The sequence below is a fragment of the Streptomyces sp. NPDC060198 genome (assembly GCF_042728415.1).
Lineage (GTDB): Bacteria > Actinomycetota > Actinomycetes > Streptomycetales > Streptomycetaceae > Streptomyces.
This window is the reverse complement of record NZ_JBHWZJ010000009.1, coordinates 1-13,219: the sequence shown is the minus strand read 5'-3', so window position 1 is coordinate 13,219 and position 13,219 is coordinate 1. Positions and strand designations below refer to the sequence as shown.

Annotated in this window: 9 protein-coding genes; 5 read left to right on the top strand and 4 right to left on the bottom strand. The window is 73.7% G+C overall.

Features of this window, described 5'->3' with window-relative positions; genetic code table 11:
* Positions 1–63: 63 nt before the first annotated feature.
* Entirely contained in the window at positions 64–507 is a 444-nt protein-coding gene (locus ACFWEP_RS02795; RefSeq protein ID WP_328723061.1) for a MarR family transcriptional regulator, read from the top strand.
* Positions 508–624: 117 nt separating this feature from the next.
* Complete coding sequence (locus tag ACFWEP_RS02790) at positions 625–3,567, top strand: FAD-binding and (Fe-S)-binding domain-containing protein (protein ID WP_387364469.1); 2,943 nt, start codon at positions 625–627, stop codon at positions 3,565–3,567.
* Positions 3,568–3,619: 52 nt separating this feature from the next.
* On the opposite strand, the gene ACFWEP_RS02785 is transcribed toward ACFWEP_RS02790, so the two are convergent.
* Entirely contained in the window at positions 3,620–5,101 is a 1,482-nt protein-coding gene (locus ACFWEP_RS02785) for a PHB depolymerase family esterase (protein ID WP_387364466.1), read from the bottom strand.
* A 485-nt stretch (positions 5,102–5,586) separates the two neighbouring features.
* Between ACFWEP_RS02785 and ACFWEP_RS02780 the strand changes: the two genes are divergently transcribed.
* A complete protein-coding gene (locus ACFWEP_RS02780) occupies positions 5,587–6,453 on the top strand; it encodes a 3-hydroxybutyrate dehydrogenase (RefSeq protein WP_387364463.1) in 867 nt (288 codons plus the stop codon).
* Between the two features lie 409 nt (positions 6,454–6,862).
* Entirely contained in the window at positions 6,863–8,758 is a 1,896-nt protein-coding gene (locus tag ACFWEP_RS02775; RefSeq protein WP_387364524.1) for a helix-turn-helix domain-containing protein, read from the top strand.
* An 81-nt stretch (positions 8,759–8,839) separates the two neighbouring features.
* On the opposite strand, the gene ACFWEP_RS02770 is transcribed toward ACFWEP_RS02775, so the two are convergent.
* From ACFWEP_RS02770 to ACFWEP_RS02760, 3 genes are read right to left on the bottom strand one after another with little or no spacing between them, the layout of a single operon-like run.
* A complete protein-coding gene (locus ACFWEP_RS02770; RefSeq protein WP_387364460.1) occupies positions 8,840–9,763 on the bottom strand; it encodes an N-acetylmuramic acid 6-phosphate etherase in 924 nt (307 codons plus the stop codon).
* A gap of 37 nt (positions 9,764–9,800) precedes the next feature.
* Positions 9,801–10,691: a MurR/RpiR family transcriptional regulator gene (locus tag ACFWEP_RS02765; protein ID WP_387364457.1), complete on the bottom strand. Its 891-nt coding sequence runs from the start codon at positions 10,689–10,691 to the stop codon at positions 9,801–9,803.
* The gene (locus ACFWEP_RS02760; RefSeq protein ID WP_387364454.1) at positions 10,681–11,688 is read right to left on the bottom strand and encodes a hypothetical protein; all 1,008 of its coding nucleotides are present in this window, start codon (positions 11,686–11,688) and stop codon (positions 10,681–10,683) included. The genes ACFWEP_RS02765 and ACFWEP_RS02760 overlap by 11 nt, the downstream gene beginning before the upstream one ends.
* A gap of 267 nt (positions 11,689–11,955) precedes the next feature.
* Between ACFWEP_RS02760 and ACFWEP_RS02755 the strand changes: the two genes are divergently transcribed.
* Positions 11,956–13,017 carry an ABC transporter substrate-binding protein gene (locus ACFWEP_RS02755; RefSeq protein ID WP_387364451.1) on the top strand — a complete coding sequence of 354 codons (1,062 nt, stop codon included), beginning with the start codon at positions 11,956–11,958 and terminating at the stop codon, positions 13,015–13,017.
* The last annotated feature ends 202 nt before the right edge of the window (positions 13,018–13,219 follow it).

The window sequence follows — 13,219 nt, the reverse complement described above, 5'->3', positions numbered from 1 at the left end:
GTGAAGAGCGTACCTCATTGTTACCTATACTCACAATGAACCAGGTCCTGATATTGTTCCGCCATGGACTCCCCCGAATCCGACGGCCACCTCGCCGAACAGCTCCTGCGGCTCACCCGCCGGCTCCACCGCATCCAGAGCCGCCAGCTGGAGCCGATCGGTATCACGCCCGCGCAGTTCCGTCTGCTGCGAGCGGTCGCGCTGTTCGACTCCGCGCCCCGGATGGCCGATCTCGCCCAGCGACTGGACGTCGTCCCGCGCGCCGTGACCAGCCTGGTCGACGGCCTGGAGTCGGGTGGGCAGGTGCGCAGGGCACCCGATCCGGCGAACCGTCGCGTGGTGCGCATCGAGATCACCGACAAGGGGCGGGCCACCCTCGGATCGCTGCGCGACGCGCGCAGAGCCGCCGCGGAGGAGATCCTGGCACCGTTGACCGCCGAACAGCGCGAGGTGCTCGGCGGGCTGCTGACCGCCCTGGTCGACGGACTGCCGGGGCGTCGCTGCTGACAGTCGCTACCGGTTCGTCGCTCACTGCCGATTCGCCGCGCTGCAGATTCGTCGTTGCTGAGCCGTCGCACCCGGACGTGGGAGGACCGCGTCCGGCCGTCCGAAGGGATGCCCTGGATGCCGCTGCTGGAGCCGGAACCGGAAGCCCTGCGACCGGGCGGGACGCGCGGGGCTGCCCCCGACCGTGTCTCCGACCTGAGTGCGGCGGGCACCCCCGAGCCCCTGCGCTCGGACCTGACCGCCCTGCTGGGTGCGGGGAAAGTGCTCTGGAAGGTCTCCGACCTGGTGAAGTACGCCTCCGACGCCAGTCCGTACCGCTTCCTGCCCCGGGTCGTGGTGGTCGCCGAGGACGTGGACGACGTCTCGGCCGTGCTGTCGTACGCCCGCGGCAAGGGGCGGCACGTCGTCTTCCGGGCCGCCGGCACCAGTCTGAACGGCCAGGCCCAGGGGGAGGACATCCTGGTCGACGTCCGCCGCCACTGGTCCGGCGTGATGGTCCTGGACGGCGGTGCGCGGGCAAGGATCCGCCCCGGCACCACGATCGCGCGGGCCAACGCCACCCTCGCCCGGTACGGCAGGGTACTCGGCCCCGACCCGGCCAGCGCCATCGCCTGCACGGTGGGCGGGGTCGTCGCCAACAACGCCTCCGGGATGACCGCCGGCACCACCCGGAACTCCTACCGGACGGTCTCCTCCCTCTCCTTCGTCCTGCCGGGCGGCACGATGGTCGACACAGCCGACCCGGCCGCCGACGAACTCCTCGCGCACGCGGAGCCCCACCTCTGCGAGGGCCTGATGGCGCTGAAGGCGGAGATCGGCGCGGACCAGGCGCTGACCGCGCGCATCCGCGCCAAGTACGAGATCAAGAACACCAACGGCTACCGGCTGGACGCGTTCCTGGACGGCGCGACGCCGGTGGAGATCCTGCGCGGGCTGATGGTCGGCTCCGAGGGCACCTTCGGCTTCCTCTCGGAGGTCGTCTTCGACACGCTGCCGCTCGACCGGCGGACCTCCACGGCTCTGCTCTTCTTCCCCTCGCTGACCGCCGCCGCCACCGCCGTCCCGCTGTTCAACGCGGCCGGAGCGCTCGCCGTGGAGCTGATGGACGGCAACACTCTGCGCGCCTCGGTGAGCGTGCGGGGCGTGCCTGCCGACTGGGCGGCGCTCCCCCGGGAGACGACGGCCCTGCTGGTCGAGTTCCGGGCCCCGGACGAGGCGGCCCGGGAGGCGTACGAGCGCGCGGCCGCCGAGGTGGTGGCGGGGCTCTCGCTGGTCGCCCCGGCCGCGTCGGTCACCAACGCGTTCACCCGCGACCCGGGGACGGTCAACGGGTACTGGAAGGCCCGCAAGGCGTTCGTGACCGCCGTGGGCGGCTCGCGCCCCGCCGGCACCACGCTGATCACCGAGGACTTCGCGGTCCCCCCGTCCCGGCTGGCGGCGGCCTGCGAGGCGCTGCTGGAGCTCCAGGCGCGCCACGGCTTCGACGCGGCGGTGGCCGGTCACGCGGCCCACGGCAACCTCCACTTCCTCCTCGCCTTCGACGCGGGCGTCCCCTCCGACGTCGAGCGGTACGCCGCGTTCATGGACGAGTTCTGCACGCTGGTGGTGGACCGGTTCGACGGTTCGCTGAAGGCCGAGCACGCCACCGGCCGCAACATCGCCCCCTTCCTGGAGCGCGAATGGGGCCCGCGGGCGACCGAGCTGATGTGGCGTACGAAGCGGCTGATCGATCCGGACGGGGTGCTGGCCCCCCGGGTGGTCCTGGACCGCGATCCCCGGGCGCATCTGCGCGGTCTGAAGACGATCCCCTCCGTGGAGGCGGTCGCGGACCCGTGCATCGAGTGCGGTTTCTGTGAACCCACCTGCCCCAGCCAGGACCTCACCACGACGCCGCGCCAGCGGATCGTGCTGCGGCGGGAGATGCTGCGCCAGCCGGACGGCTCCCCCGTCGAGGACGCCCTGCTCGACGCGTACGGCTACGACGCGGTCGACACCTGCGCGGGCGATTCCACCTGCATGCTGGCATGCCCGGTCGGCATCGACACCGGCGCGATGATGAAGGGCTTCCGCTCGCTGCGGCACTCGCCCCGCGAGGAGCGGATCGCGACGCTGACGGCCCGGCACTTCCGGGTGGTGGAGTCCGTCGCCCGTCTGGCCGTCGCCGCGGCGGACGGGCTGGGAGACCGGGTGCGGGACCCGCTGCTGACAGCGGTGACCCGGCTCGCCCGCAAGGCGGTCCGCCCGGACCTGGTGCCCGAATGGCTGCCCGAGATCCCGCCGGCCGCCTCCCGCAGGCTGCCGCCCACCGTGCGCGCCGGGGCGCGCGCGGTGTACTTCCCGGCTTGTGTGAACCGCATCTTCGCCGGCCCCGCCGGGGACCGGGAGCGGTCACTGGCGCACTCCGTCGTCGCCCTCTCCGCCCGCGCCGGCCGGCCGGTGTGGATCCCGGACGACGTGGCCGGGACCTGTTGCGCGACGATCTGGCACTCCAAGGGGTACGACGCTGCCAACGCCGTGATGGCCAACCGCGTCGTGGAGGCGGCGTGGGGCTGGACCGGAGGCGGGGCCCTGCCGCTGGTGGTCGACGCCACCTCCTGCACCCTCGGCATCGCGCGGGAGGTCGTCCCCTACCTCACCGAGAACAACCGCGCCCTGCACCGGGAGTTGACGGTGGTGGACTCCCTCGTCTGGGCCGCCGACGAGCTCCTCCCCCGGCTCACGGTGGAGCGCAGGACCGGGTCGGCCGTCGTGCACCCGACGTGTTCGATGGAGCATCTGGAGCTGGTGGACCGGCTGCGTACGCTCGCCGGGGCGTGCGCGGAGGAGGTGTTCCTGCCGGACGACGCGAAGTGCTGCGGGTTCGCCGGGGACCGCGGGATGCTGCACAAGGAGCTGACCGACTCAGCGACGGCCAAGGAGGCCGCCGAGGTCGACGCCCGTGGCCACGACGCCTACGTCTCGGCCAACCGGATGTGCGAGATCGGCATGGAACGGGCCACCGGGCACCCGTACCGCTCCGTCCTGGCGGAGTTGGAGCGGGCGACGCGCCCGTCCGGCTGACCTCCTGAGCCTCGCGGGCCCGGGGCGGGTCGGCCGGACGGGCGCGTGGGGGTCAGCAGCCGGAGTCGGCGACGACGTAGGTGCCCGGGGCCGTCTGCTTCAGCGTGTGCGTGACGAAGAGGTTGTACAGCCCCATGTTCTGGTTCGAACCGTTGGCGTAGGTGTAGCCGCCGCTGGTGTGGGCCCGGCCCGCCGTCACGTGGGCGTAGTTGCTGGCGGTGGTGCAGGTCGGGGTGTATCCCGTGGTGGTGGCGGTGACCGCCGCGGAGGAGGTGCCGACCGTACCGTCGGCGGCGACCGCGGCGACGGTGTACGTGTACGACGTGGCCGACGTCAGTCCGGTGTCCGTGAACGAGTTCGCGGTGGGCGTGCCGACCTGGGTACCGCCCCGGTAGACGCGGTACGACGCCGCTCCCTGGACGGCGGACCAGGTCAGCGGGACCGTGGTGCCGGTCGTCGGGCCGGCCGCGAGTCCGGCCGGTGCGGGCAGCTTCTCGCCGCCCTCGCCCGGGTCGGTTCCGCCGCCGCCCTGCTGGTCGAGCCCCCAGAACTTCGCCGTGTAATAGCTGGAGCAGATGGTGTCGAGGAAGTACGCGGCGGCCGTGCCGCACTGCTCGGCGCCGGAGCCGGGGTCCACGGCGAGACCGTGGCCCATTCCGTTGATCTGGTACAGCTGCACGGCGGGCTTCCCGGAGGCGTCGTCGTAGCTGGTCAGCGTGGTGGAGCCGGGGAGGGTCGTGGTGCTGGACGCGGTCTGCGGGATGCCGTGCACGTTGGTCCACTGGTCGCGCAGTTCGGTCGCGTTGACCGGGTAGACGGTGTAGTCGGACGTCCCCTGCCAGATCGCGACGCGCGGCCACGGTCCGGAGTAACCCGGGTACTGGGCGCGGACCTTGGCGCCCCACTGGGCCGGGGTGAGGTTGAGACTGCCGTACTGGCAGCTGGACGCGCCGGTCTGGCTGGTGGCGCACTGCGCGGGCAGGCCCGAGGCGATGGAGCCCCCGGCGAAGACGTCCGGGTACGCGGCGAGCATGTTCGCCGCCATGCCACCGCCGGCCGACAGGCCGGTGACGTACACCCGGTCCGCGTCCGAGCCGTACAGCGACTCGGCTTTGGTGACCATCTGGGCGAGGGAGGCCGCCTCGCCCTGGCCGCGCGAGGTGTCGGAGGGGCTGAACCAGGTGAAGCAGGAGAGCTGGTTGTTGGCCGATCCGGTCTGCGGGAACACCACGGCGAACTTGTAGGTGTCGGCGAGCTTGGTCCAACCGCTGTTGGCGTAGTAGTCGTTGGCGGTCTGGGCGCAGCCGTGCAGGGCGACGACGAGGGGTGCGCCGGACGGAAGGCCCGCCGGGACGTAGGTGTACATGGACAGGTTGCCCGGGTTGGAGCCGAAGCCGGTGACCGGTGTCAGGCCGCCCGCGGCGGCGGCCGGGTGGGTGAGGACGGTGGTGCCGGCGGCTGCGAGGAGCAGACCGGAGACGGCGAGGCGTCCGATCCGCCGCGCGAGGCGGCCGAGAAGGGTGGGGCGGCGCACGGAGTACCTCCGGGGGGCGTGAGCCGTCGCCGGGGTGACCGGGCGACGCGGCTCTGGGCGGTCGGTGCGGCAGGCTGACCGCCGGACCCGGGGTCCCTCCCGGTACCGGCGGCCGGGCCGTGTCCGGCCGTGCTCGCCGGATCGGCGGGAGTGGTCGGACGCGGCCCGGGGCCCGAGGGACCCGGTCGCCTGCCGAGGGGGGACGTTAGGCGCGGCGCCGGGGGGCCGACATGTGGACGCGCCCCATCCGGACCCCCGGGAAGTGTGCGCACGGACCGTTGCCGGGCCCGGCGGCCGGGCACGGGGTGTTCCGCGGGTGCCGCCCCCGGATTCCGCGTGCGGCATCCGGTTTCCGGTGGCGCGCTGCCCGGCGGCGCGGGCCCGGTCCGGCCGGGGCCCCATGGGACGGGACACCATGACGAAGAGAGGAACTGTGTGGGCCGCCCACGTGTGAGCGGCCGTCCGGCCTTCCTACCGTGACGCCCATGGAGAGCATTTCGAGACCTGCGGCCGGTCCCCCGACCCCACCGCCCCCTTACGGCGAGGCCGGACCGGGCGGGTCCGGTACGTCCACCGGTACCACCCCGCCGGACGTACCGGACGGGCGCTTCCTGACCGGTCGCACGGCACTCGTCACGGGAGCCGCGAGCGGTATCGGCCGGGCCTGCGCGGTGGCGTTGGCTTCGGCGGGGGCGCACGTCCTCGTGGTGGACATCGCCGCCGAGGGGGCGCGGGAGGTGGCCCGGCTCGTCGGCGGCACCGCCGTGACCGCCGATCTGTCCGAGCCGGAGCAGGTGGACGCGCTGGTCGTCGACTCGGTGGACATCGTCGTCAACAACGCCGGTCTCCAGCACGTCGCACCGGTGCACGAGTTCCCGCCGGACCGGTTCACGTTGATCCAACGGGTCATGCTGGAGGCCCCGTTCCGCATCCTGCGCCGTGCCCTGCCGGGCATGTACGAGCGCGGCTGGGGGCGGGTCGTCAACATCTCCTCGGTGCACGGCCTGCGGGCCAGCCCCTTCAAGTCCGCGTACGTCGCCGCCAAGCACGGCCTGGAGGGCCTGAGCAAGGTCGTCGCGCTGGAGGGCGCCCCGCACGGAGTGACGAGCAACTGCGTGAACCCCGGGTACGTACGCACCCCACTGGTCGAGGGCCAGATCGCCGACCAGGCACGCGCGCACGGCATCGGGCCCGAGGAGGTGCTGGAGCGGGTGCTGCTGGAGCGCAGCGCCGTCAAGCGCCTGATTGAACCGGAGGAGGTCGGTGCGGTCGTGCTCTGGCTGTGCGGTCCGTACGCGGGATCGATGAGCGGGGCGTCGTTGCCGATGGACGGGGCGTGGACGGCCCGTTGAGGGCGTCACGGCCTTCCGGCCGCGTGCGAGAGCCTCGCCGCATGCGATCGGCCGCCGTTGAAAGGCCAGTTCACGAGGGGTGACGCGGACGGTCCGGGCTGGCAGGGTGTGCGCATCACAGGACGCGGGTCCGACCGGTGCGGTCCGCCCCTCCCGCTCCGTCGCCCGCGTCCGACCGGCGCGGCCGGCCCCTCCGCTCCGCGGGCCCACCGGCCCGCCGCGGCCCGGCGGTTGGCGGGGGGGGGCGGGGGCGCGGGGGAACAGCAGGGAGACCGAGATGGAAGCCAGCACGGCAGCAGGGAGCACGCCAAGGCCCGGAGTCGGCGCCTCCGCTCCCCCGCACCCGGGCGCCGCCCCGGTGGCACCGCCCGAATCCTCTGCCGCCCCTCATCTGCGCCGGCTCCTGGAGATGCTGGCCGACGACGCTCCCGCCGAGACGCTGGGCGCGGTCACCGGGGAGGCCCGCCGGGCGGGCGTCGGCGGCGCCGATCTCGCCGAGACGGAGCGGGCGGTGGCCACGGCCCTGCGGGTACGCGGTTCACTGCGCGCGCACCGCCGCCGGGAGCTCGAACTGACCGCCCTCTTCGACACGGCGGGCGACCTCGCGGCCTCCCGGGAGCTCGACGAGGTGCTGAAGGCCATCGTCCGGCGGGCCAGAATGCTGCTCGGCACGGACACGGCGTATCTGACCCTGCCGGACGAGGAGGCCGGCGACACCTACATGCGGGTCACGGACGGTTCCGTGTCGCCGGTCTTCCAGAACCTCCGGCTCGAACTCGGCGAAGGGCTCGGCGGTCTCGTCGCGCAGACCACCCGTCCGTACGCGACCCCGGACTACCGCACCGACGACCGGTTCCGGCACACCCGCAACATCAACGCGGGTGTGTTCGAGGAGGGTCTGGTCGCCATTCTCGGAGTCCCGCTGCTGCTCGGCTCGGTGCACGGCGAGGACCGCAAGGTGATCGGTGTGCTGTTCGCCGCCGACCGCTCGCCCCGCGCGTTCGGCCCCGACGAGGTGGCGCTGCTCTCCTCGCTGGCCGCGCACGCCGCGATCGCCATCGACACGGCCCGGGCCCTGCACGACACCCGGGCCGCGCTCGCCGAACTCGCCGAGGTGAACGCGCTGGTGCGAGCCCACTCGGCGGCCGTGCAGCGCGCCGAGGAGGCGCACGACCGGCTCACCGACCTGGTGCTGCGCGGCGGGGACGTCCGGGACGTGGCGGCGGCCGTGGCGGGGCTGCTCGACGGGGCGCTCACCGTTCACGACCCCGCGGGCCGCCCGCTGGCCGCTGTCCGGCACGACGGCGGGCCCTTCGCCGCCGACTCGATGGACGCGGGGTGGCTGGTCGCCGCCGCCGAGGAGTCGCGCACGGCGGCCCGGGCGGTGGCCCGTGCGGGGCGCTGGATCTGCGCGGTCCTGGCGGGACAGGAGCTGCTCGCCATCATGGTGCTGCACCGGCGGGTCGCGCTGGAGGACTCCGACCGCCGGATGTTCGAACGCGCCGGAGTCGTCACCGGCCTGCTCATGCTGCTGCGGCGCACCGTCGCGGAGACCGAGAACCGGGTGCGGGGTGAGCTCGTCACCGACCTGCTGACGGACGCGGGCCGCAATCCGGCCCTGCTGGCGGAGCGGGGCCGGAGGCTGGGCGTGGACCTCGACCGGCCCCGTCTCGTGCTGGTCGCCGACACGGTGCCGGAGGCCAGGGACCGGCTGGGTTCGGCCGTCGTCCGGCATCTGTTCGGCTCGCCCGGCGGCAGCGCGAGCGCCGAACACGCCGGTGCGGTCGTGCTGTTGGTGACCGCCGACGAACAGCGCACCCCGGCGCGGGCGGCGCGGGCCGCCGCCGCCCAGCTCGGTCATCTCACGGGGGCCCCGGTCACCGTCGCCGCCGCCGGTCCGGTCACGGGCCCGGCGGCCCTCGCGGCCGCGCATGCGGAGGCCGTGCGCTGTCTGCGCGCCCTGCATGTCCTGGGACGGCAGGGCGAGGGCGCCTCCGCGCACCAACTCGGCTTCCTGGGAGTACTGCTGGGGGACGCCAGGGATGTCGGCGGGTTCGTCCGCGCCACGCTCGGCCCGCTCCTCGACTACGACGCCAAGCGCGGCACCGAGCTGGTCCGCACGCTCGCCGCCTACTTCGAGGCCGGCGCCAGCCTGACCCGCGCCAAGGCCGTCCTGCACGTGCACGTCAACACGGTCGTGCAGCGCCTCGACCGCATCGAGGCGCTCCTCGGCCCGGACTGGAACCAGCCGGACCGCGCGCTGGAGCTTCAACTCGCCTTGCGCTTGTCCCGGTTGAATTCCTGAGACGCAGCGTCGCACGGGTCACCGGGCGGGGGTCCGAAAACAGGACCCGGGCAGAGACCGGGGAGCGCCGGACGTCCCACGTCAGGCGGGGCCATCGGCGCGCATCGCCCGGGCCAGGGCGACGAACGGCCGTCCGCCACCGTCGGCGAGGGCGGTGCGGGCGCGGTCGGGGGTGGTGTCGGCCAGGAGCGAGACCAGGGCCGTCGCGGTCTCTCCGTCGCAGGCGTCGAGGCGCGACTCGGCCCGCTCCGCGGTGACGTCGCAGGCCGTCACCAGAGTGCGTACGGCGCGGGCCCGCAGCTTCGCGTTGCGTGCCGAGGCGGCGACCATCAGATTGGACCAAGTGCGGCCGGTGCGGACCATGAGAGCGGTAGAGAAGGCGTTGAGCGCGAGTTTCTGCGCCGTTCCGGCTTTCATCCGGGTGGAGCCGGTGACCACCTCGGGACCCGTGTCGAGGACCACGTGCAGATCGGCGTGGGCAGCGGCCGGGGCCTCCGCGTCGCCGGAGAGGAGCGCGGTGACCGCACCGACGGTGCGCGCGGCCCGCAGGGCCTGGATGACGTACGGGGTACGGCCGCTGGCGGTCACGCCGATCACCAGGTCCCGGGCGACCGGGTCGTCCGGGGTGCCGGAGGGGCCGGTGTCCTCGGCGTCCTCGACGGCCGCGGAGCCCGCCACGGGGCCCCCTGCGAGGTGGGCGACGACGGTTTCGGGTCCCACGCCGTAGGTCGGGCCGAGTTCGAGGGCGTCGTTGAGGGCGATCCTCCCGCCCGCACCGGCACCGTAGTAGTGGACGCGGCCTCCGCCGGCGAGGACGTGTTCGGCGAGTTCGACCAAGCGGGCGAGGTCGGGCAGCGCGGCGCGGACGGCCGCGGGAGCGGTGGCGTCCTCGCTGTTGATGAGTGCGAGGAGTTCGGGGGTGCGGAGCCGGTCCAGTTCGAACGTCGCGGGGTTGCGGCGCTCGGTGGGAGGCAGTACGGGGGTGGAGGAGGTATGGCCGGGCATGGGTGTCTGCGTCCTCGGTGGGGATCGGGGGGCGGGGTCAGGCGCGCGGTCTGCGCAGGGTGTGCCGCGCCACCGCGTCGTGGGCGCGCCGCAGGTTCTCGACGGTGCGTTCGTGTTCGCGCTGGGCGAGGGCCACGTACAGGCAGTCCACGACGGTGAGCTGCGCGGTGCGCGACGCGGTGCCGCCGCTGCGGACGGTGGTCTCGCGGGCCGCGGTGAGCAGGACGACGTCGGCGCGGGCCGCGGCCGGTGAGCGCGGGTTGGACGTGACCGCGGCGGTGACGGCTCCGCCGGCACGGGCCTGGTCCAGCACTCCGGTGATCTCGCGGGGGCGGCCCGAATGGCTGATCGCGATCAGGACGTCGCCCTCGCGCAGCAGGGCCGCGTCGGTCAGCGCGGCGTGGACGTCGCTGCGCGCCACCGCGCCGTGGCCGAGGCGCAGGAGCTTGTCGGCCGCGTCCTGGGCGGCGAGCGCGCTGGAGCCTACGCCGACGACCAGCGTACGGAGGGCGGCGCCGACGGCGTCCGCGAGGGTGGCGAGCGCGTCGAGGTCGAGGTGGGCGGCGGTCTCCTCGGCCGCGCGGGCGTTGGCGTAACCGGTCTTGCGGACCACTTGTTCGAGCGAGTCGTCGGGGCCGATGTCGGCGAGCAGGTCGAGGCCGGCGCGGGTGTCGTCGCGGGTGCTCGCCCGCAGCCGTTCGGCCTCCGCCGCCAGACCGAGGCGAAGCTGGGCGTAGCCCCGCAGATCGAGGCTGCGGCAGAAGCGGTGCACGGTGGCGACGGAGGTACCGGCGTCGCGGGCCAGGTCGCTGATGGTCCGTTCGGCGGCGGCGGCCGGGTCGGTGAGGATGTGGTCGGCGAGGGACCGTTCGGCGCGGGGGATCTGCTCGCGGCGGGATCGGATGAGGTCCAGCAGGTCATCGGGCATGTGCGGCTCCGTGCGCGGTGCGGATGGCGTCGAAGTGGTCCGGGGTGAGGCCCTCGGCGGGGAAGAGGCAGTACCGGCCGTCGCCCGAGGTCAGTGCGTGGCGCAGCGCTTCGGTGAAGTCGGCGAGGGTCAGCCGGTGGCCCCAGTCGGCGGGGGCGCCGGTGGCCCGGCGGGCGTCGGTCGTGGTCTGCACCATGGGGATCACGGGTGTGGTGGACGGCAGGGCGCGCGCCACGGCGCCGACCCAGGCGGGCTCCCGGTGAGTGATCGCGTGGTAGGTCATCGGGAGCAGTCCGTCGAAGATCTCCGCGAACGCGGCGGCGTCCTGGCCCACCAGCCTCCGGCGGCTCTCCGCGTCCTCGGTCGGTACGAGGAACGCGCCGAGCCACAGCCCGGGGCGCGTCGCGCGTACGGCGTCACGCAGTCGGCGGGCCACGCCGGTCACGGTGTCGGACCGGAACGCGGTCCAGGCGTCGGCGTGGTCGCGCGCGATGCGGCGGGCCGCGGCCGAGCCGGTGTCGCCGTGCAGTCCGGCACCGCTGCGGGCGGTGAACGCGGCGAGGGTCGCGGTGTCGTAGGAGGACGAGCGGGGGCGGGCGCCGGGGCGCAGCTCCCGCTCCCAGTGCAGGGGCCACCGCAGGAAGTCGAGGACGAGTCCGTCGGCCTCGGTCACCGCGGCAAGTCCGGCGACGCGGCGTACCAACCTCTCGTTGTGGTCGGGGTCGTTGGGCCGCACGCCGGTGTACCACTCCATCCTCTGCCAGTCGCGCCCGTCGTCGCCGACCACGGCAGGGCCCTCCGGCCCCCGGAAGCAGGCGACGCTCGCGAGCAGCCGCAGGCCGTGGCGGCGGGTCTCGGCGGCGAGAGCGGGGGTGGCCGCCTCGCTCTTGGTGACGACCGTGTCGAGCCCGGCAGCCGCGGCGGCGGCGAGCAGGCCGCGCGCTCCCGGTGAGGCCGGGTCGGCGACGGTGGAGGGGAAGACGTAGCAGGAGCGCACGGAACGGGACTGTAATCGAGCGTTGCTCCGGAACGCGGCTCGGTTCGTAAAATATTTACGAACAGATCGCACGCATCGCGGGCCTCCGCAGGGGGCGAACCACGTCCAAGGACACATATTCGCAGGTCAACGCATTGCAACACTCCCGCAATGTCGAAAATTATTTTCCGATCGCGCGTTGACATCGAAGGAGGGCGGTCGCCACCATGAGCGCCGTATTCGAGTCACGTCCGCCGACGAGTCGGCCGCTTTCGACCGGAGTTCCCCATGCCTTCTGCTCTTCGCCCGTTGCCGCGCCGCACGTTCGGCCTGGCCGCGCTGGCCACCGCCGTGGCCCTGTCCGCCTCGGCCTGCGGCCCGGAGACCTCCGGCTCCTCGTCCGTCGGGGCCGCCCCGGCGGCCTCCGCCCCGCTGGCGACGTCGGTGCCCAAGGGCACGGTGCTGCGTATCGCGGACCAGAACCGGCTGCTGGAATCGATCCTGCACGCGGCGGGCCAGGACCAGGACTTCCCGTACGAGGTCGAGTACGAGGCTTTCCAGGGCGGTCCGGCCGTCCTGGAAGCGTTCCGGGCCGGGGAGGCGGACGCGGGATTCGTCTCGGACGCGCCCGTCGTCTTCGCCCAGGCCCACGACCAGGACGTGAAGATCACCGGCGTGGTGCAGAACAGTCCCGATGCCACGCATCTGTGGACAGCGCCCGAGAGCGATGTGCGCGAACTCGCCGGCCTCAAGGGCAAGAAGATCGCCTACACCGAGGGCACGACCTTCCAGGCCGCCGTTCTCAACGCACTCGGGAAAGCGGGGCTGTCCGCCGACGACGTCACCCTGGTCAAGCTCTCCGACCCCTCGCAGATACCCGCCGCCCTCGCCTCCGGCCAGGTCGACGCCGGCACCCTGACCGAGCCGCTGGTGACCAAGTACGCCACCGTCTACGAGAAGAAGGGCGCACACGAGGTAGCGGGCGACACGGGTCTCACCAGCGGTCTGCAGTTCGTCATCGCCCCCGGTGACGCGCTCGCGGACCGGGCCACGTCCGCCGCCCTCGCCGATCTCTCCACGCGCTTCACCAAGGCCGAACTCTGGCTCGCCGCACACAAGGAGGCGTGGGTCGAGGAGTACTACGTCAAGGTCCAGAAGGTCGACAGGGCCACCGGGCAGGCGGTCGTCGCCAACAACGGAACCCCGTCGATCCCCACCTACGCGAAGGCCGCCGCCGCACTTCAGGACGTCGCCGACGTACTGGCCGCGGGCGGCGCCATCGACAAGCTCGACGTGTCGAAATCCTTCGACAACCGCTTCGACGCGGTGCAGCAGGGCGCGGCGAAGTGAGCGGCACACCACGGGTGGACACGCCAGGGGTGGACGCGCCGGGGGTGGACACGCCACGGACGGACACATCCCGGGCAGGCGCACCACGGCCCGGCGCCCCGACGGCGCGGGAAGCACCGACGGGGAAAGGCGCTGCGGCGCCCCGGGGGCGCCGCGCCGTTCGCGCACCCGGGCGCCTCGGGGCGCGGGTGCCCTTCGCCCG